The sequence below is a fragment of the Rubellimicrobium rubrum genome, assembly GCF_006152115.1.
Classification (GTDB): domain Bacteria; phylum Pseudomonadota; class Alphaproteobacteria; order Rhodobacterales; family Rhodobacteraceae; genus Rubellimicrobium; species Rubellimicrobium rubrum.
In genome coordinates this window covers 1-21,336 of record NZ_VDFU01000012.1, presented here as the reverse complement: position 1 = coordinate 21,336, position 21,336 = coordinate 1, and the positions used below count along the sequence as shown (strand labels likewise).

The following is a 21,336-nucleotide window of genomic DNA, read 5'->3' as shown; positions in this document are numbered from 1 at the left end:
AGAAACTATGGCGACCTCTTCATAAGGGTCTCATCGAATGGAGACCTCTCATGAAGATCACCCCCACGATCAACCCTGCCGCCGCGTCGCTTCTCGACGACACCCGTGCCGCTGTTCTCGGCGCTGGTGCGATGATCCGCGCCGAGCTCCACCGCCCCGGCGGCCCGCGCCAGGGCGCCGGCTACGACAAGGCGCCCATCGACACTGAAGTGGAGCAGTTCCTCCAGGAGAAGCTCCAGGCGCTTCACCCCTGCAACTGGCAGGGCGAGGAGTTGCCGCGCCACCGGGGCCATCACAGCGACACCTGGGTCGTGGACCCGCAGGACGGCACGCGGGCCTTCCTCAAGGGCCTGCGTGGCTCGGCCATCTCGGTGGCCCTGGTCCGGAATGGCAGGCCCGTGTTGGCCGTCGTCTATGCGCCCACGGCCCCGGATGACGCGGGCGACCTGTTCACCTGGGCGGACGGCGTGGCGCCCACCCGCAACGGCGTGGCGCTTCAGCCACTGGGCACTCTGGCCGGGCGCATCGAGCGCAGGCAGGTCCCCTACGACGCCTCTGTCGTGATCGGGATGAACGAGACCGCGGGCGACTACGCCAGGGTCAACCACACGGCGCTCTCGCCCGCCGGCGTCCTTGCCATGCCGAGCATCGCTTACCGCCTGGCGCTCGCGGCCGCGGGCGAGGTGGATGCCGCCGTGAGCCTGACCGGGGGGCTCGAGTCCTATGACGTGGCGGCGGGTCATGCGCTGGTCGAGGCCGCGGGCGGCGAGGTGCTCCAGCTCAACGGCCGCCCCCTCGTGCATGGGCCCGCCAGCTCCTTCATGGGCTGCGTGGGTGGTCGTGCGGGGCTCGTGGGCGAGGTCATCCGGCGTGTCACCTCCATTCCCGGATCGACCCGCGTTCCGCGCCACCCGGCCAAGCCCCGACGCCGCATCGTTTCGGCCTCTGTCCTGTCCCGGGCGCAGGGTTGCCTTCTGGGCCAGTTTGCCGGGGATGCGCTCGGGGCCCAGGTGGAGTTCCTGTCGCCGGCCGACATCCGGAGGAAGCATCCGCAGGGGGTGACCGAAATGCGTCCCGGCGGCACCTGGGGCCTGCTCGCGGGTCAGATCACGGACGACAGCGAGATGGCGCTTGCTCTGGCGCGGGGCCTCCTTGAGGAGGGCGGGTTCAATGCCAAAGCGGTTGGGCAGGCTTACCTCGCCTGGGGTGCCTCGGATCCCTTCGACATGGGCGGCACCACGCGGGCGGGGCTGAGCGCGCTCGCTGGGCGCGGGGTGCCCAGCACCCTGAGCCAGGCCAACGGGGCGCTCATGCGGGTGAGCCCGATCGGGGTGGCCTGCGCGGGCGATCCAGCCCGGGCCGCGGCCTGGGCGCGGGCGGATGCCGCGCTCACCCATCCGCACCCGGTCTGCGTGGCGGCCTCCTCCGCCTTTGCCGCGGCGATTGCGGCTGGGGTGGCCGGAGCGGACCCGGCCACGATGTGGGCGGTGGCGCATGCTCAGGCCGGCGAGGGCGCGGGGGCGGACGAGGTGCGCAGCTGCCTCGTGGAGGCCCGCGAGGCCGGGCCGCAGGACGCCACGCGCAAGGCGGGATGGGTGCTCATCGCGCTCTCGAACGCCGCGCACCGGCTCTGGACGGGGCAGGGGCTTGAGGCGGCCCTGGTGGAGACGGTCGGCATGGGTGGTGACACGGACACCAATGCGGCGATCTGCGGGGCGCTTCTGGGCGCCACGCAGGGGCGCGAGGCTGTGCCCATGACCTGGCGGAGGCAGGTGCTGGGCTGCCGGGCGGTCAAGGGTGTCGGGGTCCGGCAGCCGCGTCCTGCGGTCTACTGGACCGACGATGCCGTGGATCTGGCGGAAGGTCTGACGGCTCTGGCCATGCGGGCGGCATAAGCCGCCTCGGGGCAGCCGCACGGGAGGGTCGCAGCCTCATCCCGTGCGGTCGCACTTTCTCGCTTTCAGGGGAGACTTGGTCGCAAGTCCTCTCAGGAGACGCAGCCCGGACTGCAGGATTCACTGCTCTCGCCCCGGAAAAACCCGTTCAACCCGGAGACGCCCACAAGGACGAGGTATGAGGCTGCTCACGGACGAGCCACACACGACGGAGAAGCGCCATGACCGATGAGGATGATCTGAACGGCCAGGGGTTCGAGGAGCGGGAGGACGATCCCCTCGAGGGCGTGGTGCCGGACCGCTGGACGCTTGCGCTGGACGGGGAGGGAGAGGTCAGGCTGGAGATGCCCCGCCTGCCCGACTGGGATGAGCCCTCGCCCAACCTTCTGCTGTTCATGGGGCTGACCCTGCTGATGGCCGACTGGGAGCTCCGCGCCTACCTCTTCGGCTGGATGGACGAGACGGACTGGGTGGGACGGGCCTTTGCCGTCTTCAACGATGCCCATCACACCAGGCCGGCTGACATGCAGTACTTCGTCCAGGGGGAGGAGTGGGCGGCTGTTCTGGAGGAGGACGGCACCATCCGGCTGATCAGGCCCGCGGAGGACGATCCCACCTGGGAGCAGATCCTGCTCATGGCCATCGGCCTGCACCTGGGAAACAGGGAGTTCCGCAGCACGCTTGCCGCCTATGTGGCCGAGATGATCAGGCGGGTTCGGCAGCTGGATCCGGAGGGCACGACGACCCGGCAGGATCTGCTCCTCGCCCTGCTGGGACAACTCGGCAACGACGATCTGCTCCGGGATCTGTCCGGGTACATGGACAGGATTGCCCTCAGGAGTTGGCGGAGCACGACGCTGAAGGAGGGCTCGGCCGCGGTGCCGGACCGCGCCGGCCACCTCGCCTGGGGGCTGGGTGATGTGCAGGTCCTCAAGGTGAACTGACAGCCCACCACGGTTCGGCTTGCTTCCAGCTTTTATCGTTAGCTCAGGGAGCGGGAAGAGCGGCAGCGGCCCGAGAGCCTGCCGCGCTGCACTGGCTGGAGTCCCGGGTTCTCTGGGCTGAGACAGGCGACCTTCGTGCTGCGGAAAATCCCGCCGCGCGGCACGGCGAACAGCCACCCATTGTACAGAGGGTTTGCCCTGACCGAGGCAGCGGACGTGCTCCGCTGTTCCACTTTCCTGATCCAAGATGGAGATGACCATGCCCTACGACATGTCGATGATCACCTCGAAGGGGAGCCAGGCGCCGGAGGCCCTGCTCAAGCCCAAGCCATTCCTGCAGCGGGGGAACGGTCATCAAAGGGCCAACCGTCGCAAGGCGCAGGAGTTCGTGCGCCAGAACCTCCCGGGTCTCACCGTGCTGGATGAGGGCTCCGTCCGCTTCGAGGGCTACGGCACCTGCCACTTCGCCGCCTACACCGATCCCAAGGGGGCCATGATCTCCACCCCCCACCGGAACGACAATGAGTACGGCTCCGTGGCTTGGCACAGCCGGGACCACATCATGATGGTCCGGGACATGGGCGACGGCCGGCGGGTCGTGGTCTACGTCTGCCCGATCCCGCCCCTCTTCGGGAGGCGGACGGTCGGCCGGCACGGGGTCTCCTGGAACGACGTCAGGACGCTCGCCGTGTACAAGCCGACTTTCCTCATCTCCTGACCTAAAGCCCCGGTCCCGTGAAAGCTTCTGCTTGGATGGGACCGCGCGCCGCAATGGCATGACCGACGGCGCACTGGGTCGGGTATCACTGGCTCTGCCCGCGGGAACCTTGTGACCAGATAGTCGGACAGGATCTGATCCGAAGCCTTGAAAGAGAGGCTTGTCCGACTTGCGCCTACTCCAAGAGTTTCAAAGCTAGCAAGTCGATGCACTTCCTCCGCGCGGATGCTTCCTGCGCTCAAGCCTGCTTCGTAAGCTGTTGCGGACAGCCGTCGAGATGCTCCATCCATGCCTCTTAAGTCCATTGTCGTTATCGACCAAGGCGACATCGTCGAGGTTCTCGACGAACGCCCTTACCGCCGCCTTCCTGACGGCCAGTTGGGTATTGCCTATCGTCGGCGGGTCCGCCGTGTCGTGCAGGCCGGAGACGTCGCTGCCATCCTTCTTCAAGCCGACAGTTATCCCAAGGAGCTCTGCCCGCCCACGCAGGAATGCCCTAGCATCATGGTGATCCCGATCGGCGCGTCGGACGCGGATCTGCCCAACCTCTCGCGTTCTGATCCGTCGTCGCTCCAGCATTTATGGCTCAACTGCCTACGCTGCCTTGCGGACAGCGCTCGCAAATCCGAGCACCACCGCGCGCAACGGCTCCTCGATCTCATTGAGGAGGAATGGGAGAAACGGGGACGGTTTCGGTGGCCGAATACCAACTCCGCTCCAGGTCTGGGTCTGACGACCGTCTTCTTCCCTTACAAGGAAGGAATGCTTTCCTACTTGGGGTACCGCGTCGGGGTCACGGCGGGGGAGCAGGACGAGATCCGGCACGCCATCCTGGATCGGATCTTTAGGGGGCGCCTGCCGCCGCTCAATGATGCCGATTACATGCGAAGCTGGGGTGCCCCCGGAAGCCCGGGGCGACTCAAGAAGATGGCCGACTCGATTGCGGCCTTCTGCGTGGCGGCCAAGCGAGACGGACGTCCCTCGAAGAAGGTCGCGATCGAAGACTGGGATGCTGACCTCAACCGCCTCTACAGTGCCTACTATCGTGGGCATTTCGGTTTCATCTGGCCCAGCACTCGACCGTCGTGACCCTCTAGGCCTACGAAACTCGGCCTGTTTCCTGCCGGCTTCGTAAAGTGCTGTAGTCGCTGGTCTCCGATCCAGCTACCGATGGAGCTCATGGATAGGGGATCAACAGAGCCACAGATGGTCCTAACGACCTGAGGCCACCCCCTCAAAGAACAAAGTCGATCCTGAGATCATGGATCTGGATCCGGTCGGGAAAAATCATGAAGCGCAAGACACGGCCTGTGGCGACCGGCTCCTCATGGGCGAATTCTGCATAGCGATCATTGCTAAGTATGAAGGTTGTGGACGAGTTCTTGGCCAAGCTAATGATCGATTCGTCGGCTGCGGTCTTGGTCGGCATCACTGTGACTTCGGCCGTTGAACGCAGTGCGGCCCGGATATCGTCATCCCCCGCCCGAAGCCGCTTGCGGATCGTTGCATCGAACACGAGGCGGACCTTGTAGCGGGCTGTGAGAAGGGGGAGGAGGGCCTTCAGCGCTTTCAGTTCGATGAAGGTGTTGTCGGATGAGTAGCAGAGATTGTTACCATCTAGGACCAAGACCTCGACGCGCCTTTCCCAGCGCGCCTGCACCTGCTTCAGGCGGTCCTCCGTCTTGACGAGATCTCGGTCGAGGCGTTTGGCCTTTGGCTCGAGATCCCGGATCACATCGCGTGGCCGCCCGGTTTGAAGTGTCCTCTCGCACTCCATATGCACGTCACGCCGGGCGGCCGCGTCGTGCGCAGCGCCGAGGGCCGTATCAAGTTTTCTGGCTATTTCGAGCTTGCGTCGGGTTTCGGCCAGGTCGTCCCGATCTCGGGCGATCTGCTTCATCAGCGGGCCGGTCTCCTCGTCGTAGGCCTGCCGTTCGGAGAAGAGACCCTGCCAAGTGGCGATAGCCACGTCCAGGCGAGCCGCAAGATCGATCCTTTCCGACTGCAGCGCCTCCACGTCGATCGCCGCATGGTCGCTCAGTTCACCTTCAATGATCCCCTGCTCCTTTTCGATCCGATGGGCCTTGCCTTGGATCCTGACGAAGCGGGCTTCGATGTCGCGCAACCGGATCGTCAGTTCTTGGGAGCGACGCCGAATGGCGCTCTGTTCGGCATTGAACCAAGCAGTGGCCCGATACCAAGGAGCAAGGCGCGTTGCCGCCTCTTTCTGCTCCTCCTGCAACCTCTTGATCTCGAGCTTGAGTGTCGCCGCCTCTTCCGAGAGTTGGGCGACAGTCTGACGCGCTTGCATCAAGCGTGCTTTGGCTTCGGAGACTGAGAAAGCACTATGCCGTTCGAACTGGCTCTTTAATCCACGGGCAAGATCCTTAAGAGCTTGGACCTGCGCCTCCGTTTCGTCGAGCTCGCGCTGACGGGGAAAAGCCGGGTTGATCGTCACTGCGTGCCCCTTCAGAACAGATCGGGTCGCCGCACCGAGCCCCAACCGGGAAACTAGCTAGAAAAGCTCGTCCAACGCAATCCTGTGGGCCTGCTGATCTGTGAGCCCGATCAATAACGTCCAAGATAAGCCAGCGAGTCGAACTCCACCCCGGCGAGGGCTGCTAAGGCGCCTTTGTCGAGAACGTTCCCGCCATACACGTAGCCGGAGCCCTCCCGCTGATAGAACCGTCCCTCAGGGTTCATCATCAGGTAGGAGCGATGCATATCAGCGTTGTCCTCAACCACGGCGCCAGGGACACGCACATGACGCTGCACAAAGGCCGCGAACCGCTCGTCCGAGATGGGGACGCCGCCATGCCCCGGGATCACACGGAGCATCTTCCAGCGGTGCGGCGCCAAGCGTAGCAGGCCATCGGTCAGATCCTCGTCGGCGTTCTCGTCGCAGACCACCGTGTTGATCTTCAGGATCGTCGTCGGTGATACGGCGCGGAACCGGTCGAGGATGGGGCCCAGACGGTCAAGACCAACCTGCTCCCCGCGGCGGCCTGCCCGCCCGATGCGGGCTGTGGTCTCGGATGAGAGGGAGTCGAAGCTGAAGCCTGCAACCGAGATCATCGGACCGGTCTCGTCGATGAAGCGGTCAGTGATCAGCGACCCGTTGGAGATGAACGATGGTGCAAGCCCCGCTCCAGCCGCCCTGGCAACTGCGGCCTCGAGGTCCTTCATGAGAAAAGGCTCTCCGCCTGCAAAGTTGAGGCGGATCCGATCAGCAACAACAGGCTGGGGCCGCAGGTCGAGAGCCCTGCCTGGCAACTGCGCAAGGTCGTCGATCACCTCGCGCCAGATGCGCCGGAACGGGCTGCGGTCGATCGCCCACTTCGCATAGCAGTACGAGCAGCCGAAGTTGCAGGCCTCATTGATGTGCCAGTTGATGGTAAGCTCGCTGATGCGGATCGGCGCTGGGGTGTGAGCCGTCGCCTCCTCGCCAGCCATGGGCGACAGGAAGGCCGCACCATCAGCTTCGTCGGCCAGCGGAACAGACGAAGGCGACGTCGAGGGACTCAGGGGACTCATAACAGGATACCTTTGAGGAAGGCGAACATGGACGACGTCCCGGCCTGAGGCGAACTCATCGCAGCTTCTGGGGCATCTCAAGGACATCCTGCGGCAAGGTGATAGCCACCATACTTTCTCCGTAGACTTATTTGCTTACCGCATGCCCTGTTATATCAAAGCCGCAGAGTGTGTTTTATGACTCGGCTCAAAACTCTGACGTGACCGCTTTGACATTATGTTCGATCAGGATGTCAGAGGAAGGCTAAACACTCCTCTATATTTGCCCAGCTTGCTGACATCTCTCGTACCTCCTTGTTGACGACATCTTTTCTCTCGGAAATGCTGCAAGCAATGAAAGCTATTTTCGTGTGAGGTGTCCTGGTGTCAAAGGGCTTTGACTGGCGTCGTGCGAGCTTCGAGCGGAAAATCCAGACGCAAGGTTCCGAGGTAGTCGACCCGCTTCATCTATCGAGCGGGAGCGACACGAGACCTTCTAGTGCCGGCGGCACAGCAGCCGGACGCAACTCGCCAATCAGCTTCCGCTGCCCTCCATCCGTTCTTCCCGAAGGCTCCCGACGACCCGATTGGGCCGGCCCTCTCGAACCTCCAGTGATGCCCAAGGGTAAGCCAGGGGTCAGCACGCCGCTCAAAAAGGCTCCGAGAGCGGTGCCTAAGACGAAGCCTGCCCCGAAAAGCCAAGCTTTCACAGTTGAGCGGCGGTCGTCCCCGTCTAAGGGGCAGCCCAAGAATGCCCCATCTGACCCTGCAGCCATCATGAGAGCCCATGATGATATCAAGCGTCTCGTTGATCAGCTTAGTTCCCTTCCTGACACTGCCCCCTCCGCGACACGAGCGGCATTGCGGCGCGCCATTCTCGACTGTGGGTTGATCCTCATGCGAATGAAAGGTGCCTAACTCCTTGAGCGGGAGTGACTTTCGGAAAGTGGTCCTCCCTGAAATATGCTTTCGGGTCTGTTGGACAGAGAAGAAACCTCCAGAGGAGGTTCGCACACAGTCTGCATGACCTACGCACAGGACGACCCTTCCTGATACACAGGGCCAACATGCCATCAGATGGTGGATGGTCAAAAACAACAGCTTGAACCGAAGCACTGCATCGTCATTAGTAAGTTTAGGACATTTGGCAGGTGGTCTGTCAGATCTTAGGCGTAGAGGACCAGCATGTTCGGCTTGTTCGGAAACAAGAATGGCAAGCAGAGAAGCCATTGGGAGAAGCAGCCCCGCCGGGAAACGAACCGCTATGGCCAGCCAGGTTCGTGGAGGCATCGTAGAGGCATCGACAAGACCACCAGAGGCTCGAGTGGAAGGTTTGAGCGAACCGAGAAGAAGTCCTTCCTGTCTCGCCTTTTCTCCTAGGTTCTGTTTGACGGCCTCTGCAACGAGAGGGGGCGCGGGCAGTTGCTTGGGTGAGCATCACCATGGCGGAGGCCTGCAATGCGACGGCACGAACTCAGCGATGCCCAGTGGGAGTTGATCGCCGACCTCATGCCGCGTTCCAGTGTGAGTGGCCGCGGTCGCCGGCGGGATCATCGATAGGGTGGTGAACGGATTGGTGTGAAAGCTCGCCTCGGGCGCGCAATGGCGAACGTTACGGGCCGTGCCAGACCGTCTACGAGCGCTTCAGCCGGTGGCGACGCGAGGGACTGCTCGACCGGCTCTTGGACCGGCTTCGGCTCAAGCTGAACACGGAAGGGCTCATCGACTTGGATCTGTGGTGCATCGGCAGCCCCCGGTCCGGGCCAGCCGTTCGGCTGCCCGAGCTGGTAAAAAAGGGCGCTCACGAGGAGCCCGAGCAGCACGACCGTCCTGTTCTAGATCTGAACAATGAAGTCTGACACTAGATCAGTTGCAGTAGACCTGAGTCCCGATCTGCTGACAAACAGTCCCATCGCTGAAATACGTCTGGTTCCCAATCTGCTGAGACGTGGTGCCGTCGTTGTAGTACGTTTGGTTTCCGATCTGTTGGGAGTTGAACCCATCAGAACCATAGGTCTGGTTCCCGATCTGCTGATCGGTGACTCCATTGCTATAGTAGGTCGTGTTGCCAATTGTATTGGCGCTAATGCCATTATCGCAGTATGTCTGGTTGCCGATGATCTGGCAGTTCTGCGCGAGCGCAACAGGGGCCGAGAGCAGCAGGAGAACTGTGGCGGCTACAAGTTTATCCATGTCAGATCTTCTTTCACTGAGGTACAATTTTCGGGCGCTGAGCATCCTCATCCAAGCGGCACCGAACTACACCCTCAGAGACACACTCACGCTCGTTGAAGATGCGATGTTCTTGAGTTTGTGTCGATGGGCCTGTCGAAGGCTGGTGTCTCATTAAGAGAAACTCTGTTTCCCTCTGCATCGGCCGCCCCCGAAGAGTTCGGTGGACAGGCGCTCCGCCATGGTTCGGGGCTAAGCGCCTGTAGATCAAAGGATCATGGACAGGATCGCAGCTTGTTCCCCTGTCTGCCCCCATCAGGCTTACTTCAACCAGCCGACGCCAACCCCGGCGGCGGCGTAACCCAAGCGGAGATCCACTTAGCAACAGCCCGGAAGCTGTTCAGACAAACCGAGCCAGCTCTGTGCGCTTCCCGAAGGACAGCCTATGACTGACGAAGAGAAGATGATGGTGGAGGCCAAGCGCCAGGTTTCGGCCGAGGTGGCGCAAGGTCTTCGCCAGTGGGTTCAGGCTCTCGTGACGCAGGGCCTGCCGATCGATGCGATCTTGGCCGGGTCACATTGGGAAGCTGTTCGCCTCTACTGTGAGGAGTTCGGGCCCGAGAAAGCCGCCGCCATGTGTGAGCGTACGGCCAAGCGGGTGCGGCTCCATGCCGAGCCGATCCATCCCTTGGCATCAGCGACCCCGGCCGGGAGGGCATGACAGAATGACCAGTCTTCCTCCTCTGAACGCACCCCGCTTCGATGCGCTGACCTCAGGCCCGGACAAGCTCTGGGGGCTGGACGCCATCGCTCGCGCACTTGGCCTGTCGGTGGACACCACGCGCAGGCTAGCGGCCCGGCCGGACGTGCCTATCTACCGGCCTGACGGGAAGCGCTACTTCGCTACGAGAGCGGAACTGAACGCGTGGCTCAGGACCAAGAGCGCCTCTCGTGCGGCCTCATAAGCTCCTCTGCGACCTCGTGCGCTCTCATGAGCTCCTCTACGTTGTTGATTAGTTCACATGGCAGGGCTATCTCGGTGCTACCGGAGGACCTCATGACTGCTCTTGCTAAGATCACGACTGTGAGCGTTCGCCGCGAGCGCGGCGGATCTCATGCGCGCCGTACCATGTCCAAGGTGACGGTATCCAAGCTTCAATTGCAGGAAGCGATCGAAGATGCGCAGCTTAATGCGATAGCCGATGAGCGGGCCGCTGGCCCGTTTGTTCGGGTATCGCTTGATGACCTATAGTCTCGAGTTCCACGAAAAGGCTCTGAAAGAGTGGAAGAAGCTCGATCGAGCTGTTCAGCTGAGGCTTAAAGAGAAGTTACGCGAGCGACTTGAGCAGCCAGTTGTGCCGAGTGCCAGGCTCAACGGCTCGCGCAACCGCTACAAGATCAAGCTCAAGGATCCCGGCATTCGGCTCGTCTACGAAGTCGTCGAAGATCGTCTCGTCGTCTGCGTGATGGCGGTCGGCAAACGCGAGCGCAGCGAAGCCTATGTGCGCGCAGGAGGCCGCTCTTACGGCCCCTAAGCCGGGGGGTGGTTTCGAACTTTCTCCCTTGGCTGGGGACCGGCGCGGGGAGCCTCGCGCGATATTTGCTGGAAATGGAGTTTTCCAACAGCCCATTGACCTGTCAGCAACCTTAGCCACACTTCATCTCGAAGGTTCGGAGGCCGGTAAAGTGGTGATGTTGGTTGCGATAGCGAAGTTCTTCTTCGTGCCGACCCCCTTGATGCTTGGCCTCGGTCTGGGGATCCTGTCTCGACGGTCAAGCCAGATCTATCTGGGCAGCCTGCTCCTTGGTTTCCTCTGGACTTGTTATCGTCTGTCTTACGGAGACGCGCCCGACCAGCTGCATAGGCAGGTTGGCTTTCTTCTGATGACTTCCTGGCTGGCCGCTACTTTGTCCGTGATTGCGGCGATCAAAATCTTCGCTTGGGCAGTTCTTGCTTCCTTGATTGTGGGACTGCGGAGGCGAAAAGCGGCACCCGCGGAATAACACTGGCCCGCGAAAACCCACGAATTGCTAGGTCCTGCTAGCTGCTCAGAAGCGCTCAGGCCCTTCAGATTGGGGCCATGTGGCCCTTCAAGCGACCCCTTCCGATCGAGACCAAAGGTAACGCTCCGGCGAGGGCCGTGGTCAGGCCGCTTTCTGTTGGTCTGAGGCTGGGGCCTAGTTCCACGGCAGGAGCTCGGTGAGGCGCGACATGGGCGTGCCAGCGATGCGGGCGAGGACGTCGGCGAGCCAGGCCTGTGGGTCGATGTCGTTGAGCTTGGCGGTGACGATCAGCGAGTAGAAGAAGGCGGCGCGCTCGCCGCCGCGATCGGAGCCGGCGAAGAGCCAAGCCTTGCGGCCCAGGGCTACGCCGCGCAGCGCCCGTTCGGCGGCGTTGTTCGAGAGGCAGATGCGGCCATCTTCGAGGAAGCGGGTGAAGGCGGGCCACCGGTCCCGGTCGAGCATGTAGGCCATGGCCTTCGCCACGGGCCCGGGGACTGTCAGGGATCTTGTGCGGGGGGTCATGATGAAGGTGAGAAAGGACCTGAACCATGGCCATCGAGAAGGACATTCTGGACCAGCTTCTGGCGGGACGTGACCCGCAGGAGGTTTTCAGCCGCGACGGTCTTGTTGACGAGCTGAAGAAGGCGCTGTCGGAGCGCATTCTGAGCACCGAGCTTGATGAGCATCTGGGGGGTGAGCGGCAGGAGGGCCGGCCGAACCGGCGCAATGGCAGCTCGCAGAAGACGATGCTGACGGGCACATCGAAGGTGACGCTCGACATCCTCCGAGACCGGGCGGGCACGTTCGAGCCTGCGCTGATCGCCAGGTATCAGCGGCGGTTTCCGGAGTTCGACGAGAAGATCGTCTCGATGTACGCCCGCGGCATGACGGTGCGCGAGATCCGCGGGCACCTCGAGGATCTTTACGGGATCGAGGTCTCGCCCGACCTCATCTCAGCGGTCACCGATGCCGTGCTGGAAGAGGTTGCCGAGTGGCAGAACCGTCCGCTAGACGCCTGCTACCCCCTCGTCTTCTTCGATGCGCTGCGGGTGAAGATCCGCGACGAGGGCTTTGTCCGCAACAAGGCGGTCTACATCGCGCTCGGCATTCTGCCTGATGGCACCAAGGAGGTCCTGGGCCTCTGGATCGAGCAAACCGAGGGTGCCAAGTTCTGGCTGCGCGTCATGAACGAACTCAAGGCCCGCGGTGTTGGCGACGTCCTGATCGCCGTCACCGACGGGCTGAAGGGGTTCCCCGACGCGTGTCAATCGGCACGGGATCGGGACCCTGGATCGGCGTCCAAGAGGGACCCCCGGTGGGGATGCGGCGAGGTGGGCCTGATCCGGTGCAGCTGACCAGGGGCGGAGCCGGATCAGGCCCACCTCGGTCCGGGTGAAGGGGCTGGGATCAGGAGCGGGTCTTGAAGCGCCAGGACTCGTTGCCGGTCTCGACGATGTCACAGTGGTGGGTAAGGCGCTCGAGGAGCGCGGTTGTCATCTTGGCGTCGCCGAAGACGGCCGGCCATTCGCCGAAGGCCAAGTTGGTGGTCACGACCACCGAGGTCCGCTCGTAGAGGCGGCTCACGAGGTGGAAGAGGAGCTGGCCTCCGGCCTGGGCGAAGGGGAGGTAGCCTGGTTCGTCGAGCACGACGAGGTCGAGCCGGGCGAGATGGTCAGCGAGGCGCCACGTTGTCCAGGCGGACGCGCCCTGCCGCCTTGATCATCTCGTGGATCCGGGATTCCAGGTACTTGATGTGAGCCTTGTTGAGGTCCTCGGACTTCGTGGTGATGAGCGCGACATCGCTCCACCAGGCCTTGCGCGCCAGATGGGTCCTGATGCGCGTCGCGAGTTCTTCCGTCTCGCCGACATAGGCCACCTCACCCCCCTGATCCTCGCCCAGGAGGAGGTAGATGCCGCAACGCTTGGCCTCCGGTCTCTCGAGAGCCTGCGTGACGAGCTCGCGGGACGAGGCGATGATCACACCGTGCTAGTTGGACAGGCTGACAACATGCAGGGGAGACGACATGCCCGAAGGGAAGTGCATGGTCACTGTCTTCGGGCGCATGAGGAGGCCTTTCTATCTGCTCGCAAGGTGATACTGCGCCACAGGATCAGCTGTCCCGCTGCGCGGCCTTTGGTCGACGGACGAATGATGTGAAAAGGGTTCTTGCGGCAGCACCGGCTCCATCGCCGCCCAAAGCTCGTTTGGCGCGACTTCAGGCGTTCGGCTTGCCACGACCCCAAGGCCCCTTGATCACGATCCCAGCCGGAGCTGCCTGGGTCTCCTCAGGGTCTCTGCCGTCCAGAATGGCCTCGTAACGGCTAAGAAGCTCGAACAATCGTTCATCAACCTCCGCGAACATAGCACGGCAGGCCCTATTCCAGTCATCGAAGGAAGCGTAGTCCGCCTGGAGCGGGAGGTCCGGGATGTGGAACTCATAAAGAATCTCCTGGAGGAACCGCTTGATGAAGCGAATGAGGGCGCGCCGGCCGGTGCCGGACTTACCCACCTTCTGCGCCATGAGCGCGCAGCGAACGCCCTTGGGCTTCGCTAGGTTGTCCCAGACGTGGTTGACGGCCGGGAGCAGACCGTCCTCCTGGTAGTCGTCATAAAGGGCCACAAAGAATCCAAGGCGGCCGTCCTGGGTTGAAAGATCGTAGCTGGTGAGGGGAGCAGGTGGCGGCTCGGCGTCGGCCACATGGACCCTCGCCTGAGGACGCGCATACTCCTCGGGCAGCTCATCGGCTTGCGGCACCTCGCAAGGGGGGAGCGTCTCCATGAGAGCTGTCATGCGCCGAAAGACCTTGATCTCGGTAGCCACAAAGCCGGTCGAGCGAGGCCACGCATTCTTGCGCTCTAGGATCCACACGGGATCATCACGCCCCTCCCAGTCCGCCCCGAGCCCCTTGTGCCAGCTTGACAGATAGGTGCAGCCGTCCTTTGCGGCGTAGACGTTGCCATTCAGAGCTGCGCAGTCGCCGGCGTAGTCCCAGTTGTCCGGGCGCATGTTGACGCCATGCTCGGGGTGCGGCTTTGAACCGAGGCCGATCACTGACCTGATCGCGCGCGCGCACAGAGGGTGGTAGACGGTTGTGCGAAGCCGCCCGTCGTCCCGGCGGTCGAACGCCGCAATGAGAGTGTCGCCCCGCTGGATGGTGATGATGGACCCGTGCAGGTCCACACGCCCAAGTCCAATCCACCAGTCGGCATCATCGATGTCCAACTCGGACAGACTGACGTCTCGGCAGACGAGAGGAGCGAGCCGCTCTATGACCGTTCCCAGCTTCTTCCAGTCCGCCCTGCCGTCAGCGGCTCGGTGCTGAAGTGCGAAGAGCATCGCGTCCAGCGGAGGTGCAGTGGATCGATGGGAAAGACCGCGGCATAGGCGGTCGGCACCTCGTAGCGGACCTCCGGGAGGTCCAGGTCGGCCAAGACCTCCGGGGAAAGGTGAAGCTCCGTGAAGCTCATACCCACCATGACGTTGTCTCGGCTCTTCCATTGCTCCCAGCGCACCAGCGTTGGGTGATGTCAGTGCAAGGTTCCCGACATCACCCACGAAGGTTGATGGGTGGTGTCACGGGAGAATGTCCTAAGTGGGGCAGCAGGACGACAGGACGCCGCGCATATCTTGAGGTTGGACGGACCGAGCAATGGACTAGCAACTGTGTCGATGTGCCGGGCTAGCGCTGCCATGGGGTTCTGCTTTTCAGGATCGCATTTGCGACGGTGATGAGCCGCCTAGCAAGGGCGACGAGGACCAGCCTGTGTGGCTTGCTTTTCTTGGAGGCGCTTGGCCCCAACCGTCAGGAGTGGGTTGTGAGATGCAGCTGCGAGAGCGGCTTGAAAGAGCACCTGCCGCAAGGCGCGTGGTCCTCCTGCGATCATGCGGCGGCCGCGCATCGCTCCGCTGTCCTGCGGCACGGGCGCCAGCCTGGTCATTGAGGCCGCCTCGCCCGCCGTCATCCGGCCGAGCTCTGGCATCTCGGCCAGCAGCATGGCCGCAGAAACCGGTCCGATCCCGGAAATGGAGCAAAGAAGCTCGAGCTTGGCAGCCAAGGTGTTCTCCTGAGCCAGGATGCCGGTATGCGCTGCTCCAACTGACGGATCTGGGCCTCGAGCATGGCTCTGAGATCCTCGTCCATGGTGTCCTCTCGATCCGGATGCCCCGCTCCCGGACGCAACACGGTCTGCACGGCAACTCCTCTCCTTCGCCACGGCCCAACTGGAGTCTGAGCTTTGGAGCCTCGAAGTGGCAACCGCCCGCTAGGCCCGGGAGAACGAAAAGCTCACTGGCCAGTGACGAGCCCTGGCGTGGCGTCTCTGATCGCCACCGCGCTTGAGGCCTTGGCGCAACCGCATTCACCGAAGTGTTGGAGCCGTCTGAGTGGGAGTGATGAGCTGGTTCCGTCGGACTCCGCAGGGTAAGTTAGGCGTGACAAAGCATCTTAGGGGAGCCCGAAGCAGAACACTGCTTGCGCAGTATACTGTAGAGAGATCAGGACCTCTCGCTTGAGAGGATCGACTTGTCCCGCATCGATGCTCTCCAGACGGCCCATCTCTTGCGCTGCGCCTCGGCAATCCGAGCCACGCCCTCGGCTGTCCTTGGTCCCGTGCTCTTGCCGCCGTGAAACCTGCAGCGGCGCCTACCGGGCTCGCTGTGCGCCTGGCAGGGCAGGCCCTTGCGCGTGAGAGCACCGCAGCGCGCGCGTTGCGCTGATGGTGGGGTTGAGGGCTCCACGTCAGGAGGCGAGTCCCGGGCGGCCTCCTGAGCGGCGCGTTGCGCCCGTCGCGCGCCGTGCCGCGCCTCAAGGCGCTCCAACGCGCGCCGCTCCATCGCCGAGACTAAGACCCCATCCCGCGCGCCCGCGCCCGCGCGCGCGAAAGTGTCAGGAAATACGGCAGGATCTGCGGTCACGCCCAAAGCAGCGAGCATGCGTCGGGGAGCATGCTGCCGAATGTGAACGACCTGCTTGCACTCCCAGTAGCTCACCGCATGACGGCCAACGCCGGCAGCTTTAGCGAGGTCCGTTTGGCTGAGGCCGGCCTGGTGGCGGATCGCGGCGAGCTGCGCGCCCGAGAGGCAGTGCGTGGTGCACTCACCCATGATGTCTGTCCTGAATTGTTGATCGTCTGCTGGTGCACTGGCTATTCTCCCCCGCACCGGGAACGGGCGAGAGGGATGTACTCTCTCCACCACCCCACCGCCCCTTTAGGGGCGGGGTGGTGGAGAGGTGGAGAGCCCGTCGATGTGCCCCACTTCCCTACCTGTCTCCACCTTACGCTTCTGGGTGGTGGAGAAATCTAGACGCTGGCCCATTCACCGACCTCCAGACAGGGGCGAGGCCGCGACTTCTCGTCAGGGATAAGCGCCTCGCGAAGGGCCCCAGACTTGATCCAACCGGTGAGCAGTTGCTTGATCCGAGCCTTGTCCATCTCGGCATTGAGGCCCAGCACGCTGGCAACGATGTACCCCGCCCAACCCTGCGACTGAGGATCCTTTCTGGGGTGCTTGCCATCGATGGCACGCTGCACTGCCAGCAGGTTGGCTACCGTCAGCCCGTCAAAGGCATTTGGCCATTCCCAGGCTTCGACCACACCCACACTGTCGCCATTCGGAAGTTGCACCGACGCCATGCGCCGCCAGGCCCTTTGGCTCGTCGGTGCTAGATTGGCCTTGTCCCGGGTCACTGAGAAGTAAGTAGCCGGGTCGTCCTTGACGCCCGCCTTGTCTCGATCAGTCTCGCTCATCCGGTTGAGCACGCGCCCAGACCGTGCGGCGGCCAAGAGCGCAACCGCGCCTCGGGCGCTCTCGCTAGTCCCGTCCTCGCCGTTGAGCTTACGGGTGTGGTGAACCAGCTCTATCGCGCAGTTGCACCGCTCGGCGAGTGCGGCCCACTCCTTTGCCACCCGGTCGATAGCCCCGTTGTCGTTCTCGGGGACCGAGTGCGAGGAGATGAACGGGTCCACCACGAAGACGTCTATCTGGCGTGTGCGCAACTGCGCCTCAAGCCGGCCGAGGACAGGCTGCAGGATTTGGACTCCATTGCGGCCCTGCACTGCGGTGCAAAGCGGCTGTTCGCGCCCGGTGTCTAGAAACAGCCGTCCCTCAACCTCTTCCGGAGCGATGCGGTGGTGGAGCATGGCTGCTATGACACGGCGCTCCAATTCGTCCCGAGGGTCTTCCAGGTTGAACAGCCAGACCCGCAGGCAGTCAGTGGGCCGGTCCCCCAGGAGCGGGCGGCCCGAGGCCATGGCAAGCCCTTCCACGATGGTCAGAGACGATTTGCCCACACCCCCGGGCGCGACGGTGACCGACATCTGTCGGCGCAGGAGGTGGTGGCCGTAAAGCCAAGGCCGTGGTGGAATAGTCGCGGGGTCACGCCAGACGAAGAGGGTGGGCAGCAATTGAACCACCTCCCCATGCCGGTCCTGTCCCATCTCGGCACGGTGGCGGTCAATTTGAGCGGCCATGCCGCCAAAGTCGGTCATCAGGTTCATGCTGCGACCTGCCGGTCGAGCGCCCGCCAGATGGCGCGACGCTCCTCAGCCGAGAGCCGGTCGAGGCATGAGAAGGCGTAGGCCCGCAACTCCTCCTGCGAGGCGAAGTCAGCCCAAAAGACCGCCTCTTCCAGAACTCCATCGAACGGCGGCAAGGGCCAGCCAATGCCGAGTTCGGGCGTCAGGACAGCCTCAGCTATACTCTGAGCCTCATCGTCGTTGCAGGCCATTAGCGCGGCCCAGGCCAGACCCTGGCGCTCGGATGAGCTGAGCTTTTTGCGCAGTACGAGGCAAAGGCCCCAAAAGGCCCGCAGGCCTTTATCGTCTGCAAGGGTCAGGGTGTTGGCCACCATATGAGCGACAGCCAGATGAGCGGCTTTGGTGTAAGGGGAGAGCGCACGCATCAGCTTACTCGACCTCTACAATAAGCGAGGCGAGCCAGTGGTCCAAGTCGGCCTTCCGGTAGAGTATGGCCCGGCCGACTTTGACAAAGGCGGGACCGCGGTGGCGGTTCTTCTCCATGCGCAGCTTGGCGAGGAACGAGGTGGACAGGCCGCCCGAGTACTGGGCTGCCTGGGGAGGGTTCATATAATCCGGGTAGGCGATCTCCGCCTTGGCCGGCGTTGAAGTCGCTGGGCGCGGCCCTTGGCACGTCGGAGGATGGGATGCAGTCTTCTGGCGGTAGGCCACGGCAGTTCTTCCCGATGGATTACGATGTCCATTGGATTACAGCCCCGTCCCCCGGTGTTCGTGGCCGGAAAAAGAAATGATTCTACGGCGACCTAATAGATAGAGCCGGGCTCGATCAGGCCCTCTGAGTTCCGGAGCTTGGGGACCTTCTCCCAAATCTCCTTGACGCTCTTGTATGTCCGGACGCTGTGGCCAACCTCGTTCAGCGCCAAAGCAACTGCATCGCAGGCAGAAGCGCGCGCAGCCTGACTGCGTCGACCGGGTTCCTCATTGCGAGTGGCCGTGAGCCCGCGTTTGACCAGGGACTCGATCAAAAAGTAGATCCAGACGTGTGCAGTGATGCTTCGTGGGCGACCTTGCTTCATTTTGGGCGCCCAAGTCCTGCCTTGAAGATGGTCTACTAGCCACGTCAGAGCTACCGGCGGGAGGGGCTTCCTCAGATACAGCATCTTGGCGATGCCGTACTGGAGTGCCAGATACTTCTTGGAGTCGTGCTGAGCCTCCTCAACAAGCTGTTCGGGGTTCTTGAGCAACAGGATGTAGCCGTCACTCTGAAGGCTGTGGGCCAGAACCGTGTTCGGATTGAGCGAGTTCGGATTAAACAGTGGTCCTTCCTGCAAACGCCACGCAATTATACCGCGGGCATACGTCACGGCGTCCTCGAACGAGATTGGCTTATCCATGCCGGCCCCCCTAGCTTATGCTGGGCTGCCATATACTCGTGGCAAGACCCGGCCAACCTGGGTCGTGGAAGGTAGGTGACGGTACACAGCAGGTTGACATGTAGCCTCAGTCCACTGAGGCCACCGTCGCCGCGAGCACCTCCAGTGCCGTCCTCTTCTCCTCACGATACAGGTTCCGGTCGTAGATGGCGGTTACGCCCCGGTCGGCGTGACCCAGCACCCGCTCCACAATGAAGCGTGACACTCCGCCTCCAGTCATCAGAGTCGCCGCCGTCCTCCGTAAGTCATGGAACCGCCAGTTGCTCAGAGTTTCGCGAGGCTCGAGTGGCCGTCCTTTGGTCAGGGTCGCCGCACTGTTTACTGCCGCTTCGATCCGGTCCTTCTGTCGCGATCCAGGGCTTATGGGCCGATCGCCTCGCGTGGTGAGGACGAAAGGCCCTAGCCGGGGCTGCTCCGCGATGAGCGCCCTCAGCACCCCCGAGAGCGGGACCTCGTGGGCGGCCGCCTTCTCCGTTCGGGTCGCCTTGATCTTCTCGCGCGGGATCACCCAAACATCACCATGGATCTCGTCCCAGCGCATCTCAGCCACATTGCTCAGGCGCTGGCCCGAGAGCATGAGTGCCTGGACAAAGGGACCGAAAGGGTAGGGCTCCTGGACGGCTGCCTGCCACACACCCTTCCACTCTGCCGGGGAGAGGACGCGCTCCCGAGCCTCGGCCTTCTCGCGCGCCTTCAGCGTAGCCCAGGGGCTCACGTCAATGATCCGCTCGTCAGCGGCCCAGGCGAACATGGGTCGCAGGTATCGGATGACGCTGGCCGCCCGAAGGGGCGAGGAGTGGAGGGCGACGTGGTCACGCAGGTCCAGCCCATGGTGCACAGACAGATCCGTGAGCCGGATGTGAGCCAGCCGGGCCTCGCCCCAAACTTTCCAGGCCGACTGCACATCATGCCAGGCCCGCATCTGCGGGGCGCGCGCGGCGGCGTAGCGCTCGAAGAGCTCGCCCACTGTGCGCAGCTCTCGGGACCGTCCGGGCCGGGAAGCGGTCTCTTTAGCTACTTCGGCAGCCTTACGGGCGTCCTTGACTGAGAGGGTGGGGAAGGTGCCTAGCCGAATGCGCTGGCGTGACTTGGGGCTGGTCTGGACCACCACGTCCCAGACTTTGATGCCCTTCTTGCCCACCCGGAGCACCAGCCCCGGCACAACCTCGTCTCGGACCTCGTAGCCCTCCGCCTTGGGGCGAAGATCCGCGGCCTTCTTTTCGTTTAACCGGGTGGCCAATCTTGTGCGTTCCTTGTGCGAAATTGTGCGTGCCCATGAGTTCATGAGGATACTTTGAGATCCATGAACATAGAGTATCGCTTGGATATCGAACAAAAGGAAGTCGTGGGAACTATATACCGACGAAATCATAATCCGCGTGTCGGGGGTCCAAATCCCTCCTCCGCTACCAGTTCGAATCCTGCTAATTCCTGGGCGCGGCTGTAGTCGTAGTGCTCGACGAAGGTTGGGACCTGCTCCTCGAGTGGTGCTGGCAGGTGGTAGTGCTCCAGCAGGATGCGGTTCATGAGCGTCCGATGCGGATCGCCACCGCCGCCTTGGCCCGCAGCTCCTCGGGGCCACGCTCCAGGCCGGCGGCGAAGAGGCAGAGGAATCAGGGTTCTCGGGGTGCGAAAAGCCCAGCGCCTCGGTTGCGGTGTCGCTGACGCATACGCCATGTCGTGCGCCTCGCCGGGGGTCAGCGACAGCCCTAGCGCCGCCGGGTCCACGAAGACGAAGCTGTCGCCGCCATGGGCCGTACCGACCGTGAGCGTGCCCAGCCCTCCACCTCCAGCGGGGCCGCGAGCCGCTGGGCGAAGCTCGGCAGGTTCTGCACGGAGATGCGCTCGGCCTTGCCGTTCCGGCACTCGGCCCGGACGCGGACCAGGCGTCTTGGCGCCTCCAGAACCAGCTCCGTCATTGACTCCTGCAGGGGAGGACGCTGCCGTCGAGCAGCAGCTTTGCGACGCAGATGGAGTTCGACCCCGACATCGGCGGCGTGTCCTCGGGCTCCATGATGATAAGGGCGGCCTGGGCGCGGGTCCTTGGGCGGGGCGAAGAGACTGACGTGCCGGAAGACACCGCCTCGGGACTCGTTCAGGACGAAGTTGCGCAGAGGCTGGTCCTGCGCGATCCAGCGGCTCTGCTGCCGGAGCGTCTCTCCGGGCGGGGGGGGGGGGG

20 protein-coding genes and 4 pseudogenes are annotated in these 21,336 nt (G+C 63.2%); 9 read left to right on the top strand and 15 right to left on the bottom strand.

Features of this window, described 5'->3' with window-relative positions; genetic code table 11:
• The first annotated feature begins 50 nt into the window (after positions 1–50).
• From FHG66_RS11320 to FHG66_RS11305, 4 genes are all read left to right on the top strand, one after another.
• The gene (locus FHG66_RS11320) at positions 51–1,895 is read left to right on the top strand and encodes an inositol monophosphatase family protein (protein ID WP_139076864.1); all 1,845 of its coding nucleotides are present in this window, start codon (positions 51–53) and stop codon (positions 1,893–1,895) included.
• A 221-nt stretch (positions 1,896–2,116) separates the two neighbouring features.
• Entirely contained in the window at positions 2,117–2,839 is a 723-nt protein-coding gene (locus tag FHG66_RS11315) for a hypothetical protein (RefSeq protein WP_139076863.1), read from the top strand.
• A 259-nt stretch (positions 2,840–3,098) separates the two neighbouring features.
• Positions 3,099–3,557 carry a hypothetical protein gene (locus FHG66_RS11310; protein WP_139076862.1) on the top strand — a complete coding sequence of 153 codons (459 nt, stop codon included), beginning with the start codon at positions 3,099–3,101 and terminating at the stop codon, positions 3,555–3,557.
• 288 nt (positions 3,558–3,845) lie between these two features.
• A complete protein-coding gene (locus FHG66_RS11305) occupies positions 3,846–4,646 on the top strand; it encodes a hypothetical protein (protein WP_139076861.1) in 801 nt (266 codons plus the stop codon).
• Positions 4,647–4,791: 145 nt separating this feature from the next.
• On the opposite strand, the gene FHG66_RS11300 is transcribed toward FHG66_RS11305, so the two are convergent.
• The 3 genes from FHG66_RS11300 to FHG66_RS11280 form a co-directional block, all read right to left on the bottom strand.
• A complete protein-coding gene (locus FHG66_RS11300; RefSeq protein ID WP_139076860.1) occupies positions 4,792–6,015 on the bottom strand; it encodes an NYN domain-containing protein in 1,224 nt (407 codons plus the stop codon).
• 110 nt (positions 6,016–6,125) lie between these two features.
• Positions 6,126–7,091: a viperin family antiviral radical SAM protein gene (locus FHG66_RS11295; RefSeq protein ID WP_176556218.1), complete on the bottom strand. Its 966-nt coding sequence runs from the start codon at positions 7,089–7,091 to the stop codon at positions 6,126–6,128.
• A 1,845-nt stretch (positions 7,092–8,936) separates the two neighbouring features.
• A complete protein-coding gene (locus FHG66_RS11280) occupies positions 8,937–9,263 on the bottom strand; it encodes a hypothetical protein (protein ID WP_139076857.1) in 327 nt (108 codons plus the stop codon).
• A gap of 424 nt (positions 9,264–9,687) precedes the next feature.
• On the opposite strand from FHG66_RS11280, the gene FHG66_RS11270 reads away from it, so the two are divergent.
• The 4 genes from FHG66_RS11270 to FHG66_RS11260 all read left to right on the top strand — a co-directional run bounded on the left by FHG66_RS11270 (position 9,688) and on the right by FHG66_RS11260 (position 10,777).
• Positions 9,688–9,963 carry a hypothetical protein gene (locus tag FHG66_RS11270; RefSeq protein ID WP_139076856.1) on the top strand — a complete coding sequence of 92 codons (276 nt, stop codon included), beginning with the start codon at positions 9,688–9,690 and terminating at the stop codon, positions 9,961–9,963.
• 4 nt (positions 9,964–9,967) lie between these two features.
• Positions 9,968–10,207 carry a helix-turn-helix transcriptional regulator gene (locus FHG66_RS11265; protein WP_139076855.1) on the top strand — a complete coding sequence of 80 codons (240 nt, stop codon included), beginning with the start codon at positions 9,968–9,970 and terminating at the stop codon, positions 10,205–10,207.
• 92 nt (positions 10,208–10,299) lie between these two features.
• Positions 10,300–10,494: a hypothetical protein gene (locus FHG66_RS21580; RefSeq protein WP_176556217.1), complete on the top strand. Its 195-nt coding sequence runs from the start codon at positions 10,300–10,302 to the stop codon at positions 10,492–10,494.
• Positions 10,484–10,777 carry a type II toxin-antitoxin system RelE family toxin gene (locus FHG66_RS11260; protein WP_139076938.1) on the top strand — a complete coding sequence of 98 codons (294 nt, stop codon included), beginning with the start codon at positions 10,484–10,486 and terminating at the stop codon, positions 10,775–10,777. Before FHG66_RS21580 ends, FHG66_RS11260 begins: the two co-directional genes overlap by 11 nt.
• 643 nt (positions 10,778–11,420) lie before the next feature.
• Here the strand turns inward: FHG66_RS11260 and FHG66_RS11255 are convergent.
• Positions 11,421–11,747, bottom strand: a pseudogene (locus tag FHG66_RS11255) (IS66 family transposase); the annotation flags it as partial.
• Between the two features lie 47 nt (positions 11,748–11,794).
• Between FHG66_RS11255 and FHG66_RS11250 the strand changes: the two are divergent.
• A pseudogene (locus tag FHG66_RS11250) lies at positions 11,795–12,508 on the top strand (IS256 family transposase); the annotation flags it as partial.
• Between the two features lie 145 nt (positions 12,509–12,653).
• Here the strand turns inward: FHG66_RS11250 and FHG66_RS11245 are convergent.
• The 11 genes and pseudogenes from FHG66_RS11245 to FHG66_RS11195 form a co-directional block, all read right to left on the bottom strand.
• Positions 12,654–12,929 (bottom strand): annotated as a pseudogene (locus FHG66_RS11245) (ATP-binding protein); the annotation flags it as partial.
• Positions 12,919–13,227, bottom strand: coding sequence for a GIY-YIG nuclease family protein (locus FHG66_RS11240; protein WP_139076854.1), 309 nt, complete (start codon positions 13,225–13,227; stop codon positions 12,919–12,921). The gene FHG66_RS11240 and the pseudogene FHG66_RS11245, both read right to left, overlap by 11 nt.
• A 235-nt stretch (positions 13,228–13,462) precedes the next feature.
• Positions 13,463–14,584, bottom strand: coding sequence for a hypothetical protein (locus FHG66_RS11235; RefSeq protein WP_139076853.1), 1,122 nt, complete (start codon positions 14,582–14,584; stop codon positions 13,463–13,465).
• A 401-nt stretch (positions 14,585–14,985) separates the two neighbouring features.
• On the bottom strand, positions 14,986–15,462 hold the full coding sequence (locus FHG66_RS22905) for a transposase (RefSeq protein ID WP_425471731.1): 477 nt from the start codon (positions 15,460–15,462) through the stop codon (positions 14,986–14,988).
• A gap of 280 nt (positions 15,463–15,742) precedes the next feature.
• Positions 15,743–16,351, bottom strand: a complete 609-nt coding sequence (locus FHG66_RS22900; protein WP_176556216.1) for an HGGxSTG domain-containing protein — start codon at positions 16,349–16,351, stop codon at positions 15,743–15,745.
• 197 nt (positions 16,352–16,548) lie between these two features.
• Positions 16,549–17,745, bottom strand: a complete 1,197-nt coding sequence (locus FHG66_RS11220; RefSeq protein ID WP_246082565.1) for an AAA family ATPase — start codon at positions 17,743–17,745, stop codon at positions 16,549–16,551.
• A complete protein-coding gene (locus FHG66_RS11215; RefSeq protein ID WP_139076851.1) occupies positions 17,742–18,149 on the bottom strand; it encodes a hypothetical protein in 408 nt (135 codons plus the stop codon). The genes FHG66_RS11220 and FHG66_RS11215 overlap by 4 nt, the downstream gene beginning before the upstream one ends.
• A 4-nt stretch (positions 18,150–18,153) precedes the next feature.
• Positions 18,154–18,333: a MerR family transcriptional regulator gene (locus FHG66_RS11210; protein ID WP_139076850.1), complete on the bottom strand. Its 180-nt coding sequence runs from the start codon at positions 18,331–18,333 to the stop codon at positions 18,154–18,156.
• Between the two features lie 194 nt (positions 18,334–18,527).
• Positions 18,528–19,118 carry a hypothetical protein gene (locus FHG66_RS11205; protein WP_139076849.1) on the bottom strand — a complete coding sequence of 197 codons (591 nt, stop codon included), beginning with the start codon at positions 19,116–19,118 and terminating at the stop codon, positions 18,528–18,530.
• Positions 19,119–19,224: 106 nt separating this feature from the next.
• Positions 19,225–20,397 carry a tyrosine-type recombinase/integrase gene (locus FHG66_RS11200; protein ID WP_176556215.1) on the bottom strand — a complete coding sequence of 391 codons (1,173 nt, stop codon included), beginning with the start codon at positions 20,395–20,397 and terminating at the stop codon, positions 19,225–19,227.
• 289 nt (positions 20,398–20,686) lie between these two features.
• Positions 20,687–21,336: pseudogene (locus FHG66_RS11195) on the bottom strand (proline racemase family protein); the annotation flags it as partial.

What these genes read in the sequence shown, in the direction of transcription:
- FHG66_RS11305 (WP_139076861.1), top strand. Translation starts at nt 3,846, where the DNA reads ATGCCTCTTAAGTCCATTGTCGTTATCGACCAAGGCGACATCGTCGAG.
- FHG66_RS11215 (WP_139076851.1), bottom strand. Translation starts at nt 18,149, where the DNA reads ATGCGTGCGCTCTCCCCTTACACCAAAGCCGCTCATCTGGCTGTCGCT.
- FHG66_RS11205 (WP_139076849.1), bottom strand. Translation starts at nt 19,118, where the DNA reads ATGGATAAGCCAATCTCGTTCGAGGACGCCGTGACGTATGCCCGCGGT.
- FHG66_RS11235 (WP_139076853.1), bottom strand. Translation starts at nt 14,584, where the DNA reads ATGCTCTTCGCACTTCAGCACCGAGCCGCTGACGGCAGGGCGGACTGG.
- FHG66_RS11210 (WP_139076850.1), bottom strand. Translation starts at nt 18,333, where the DNA reads ATGAACCCTCCCCAGGCAGCCCAGTACTCGGGCGGCCTGTCCACCTCG.
- FHG66_RS11280 (WP_139076857.1), bottom strand. Translation starts at nt 9,263, where the DNA reads ATGGATAAACTTGTAGCCGCCACAGTTCTCCTGCTGCTCTCGGCCCCT.
- FHG66_RS11315 (WP_139076863.1), top strand. Translation starts at nt 2,117, where the DNA reads ATGACCGATGAGGATGATCTGAACGGCCAGGGGTTCGAGGAGCGGGAG.
- FHG66_RS11260 (WP_139076938.1), top strand. Translation starts at nt 10,484, where the DNA reads ATGACCTATAGTCTCGAGTTCCACGAAAAGGCTCTGAAAGAGTGGAAG.
- FHG66_RS21580 (WP_176556217.1), top strand. Translation starts at nt 10,300, where the DNA reads ATGACTGCTCTTGCTAAGATCACGACTGTGAGCGTTCGCCGCGAGCGC.
- FHG66_RS11310 (WP_139076862.1), top strand. Translation starts at nt 3,099, where the DNA reads ATGCCCTACGACATGTCGATGATCACCTCGAAGGGGAGCCAGGCGCCG.
- FHG66_RS11320 (WP_139076864.1), top strand. Translation starts at nt 51, where the DNA reads ATGAAGATCACCCCCACGATCAACCCTGCCGCCGCGTCGCTTCTCGAC.
- FHG66_RS11270 (WP_139076856.1), top strand. Translation starts at nt 9,688, where the DNA reads ATGACTGACGAAGAGAAGATGATGGTGGAGGCCAAGCGCCAGGTTTCG.
- FHG66_RS11295 (WP_176556218.1), bottom strand. Translation starts at nt 7,091, where the DNA reads ATGAGTCCCCTGAGTCCCTCGACGTCGCCTTCGTCTGTTCCGCTGGCC.
- FHG66_RS22900 (WP_176556216.1), bottom strand. Translation starts at nt 16,351, where the DNA reads ATGGGTGAGTGCACCACGCACTGCCTCTCGGGCGCGCAGCTCGCCGCG.
- FHG66_RS11265 (WP_139076855.1), top strand. Translation starts at nt 9,968, where the DNA reads ATGACCAGTCTTCCTCCTCTGAACGCACCCCGCTTCGATGCGCTGACC.
- FHG66_RS11220 (WP_246082565.1), bottom strand. Translation starts at nt 17,745, where the DNA reads ATGAACCTGATGACCGACTTTGGCGGCATGGCCGCTCAAATTGACCGC.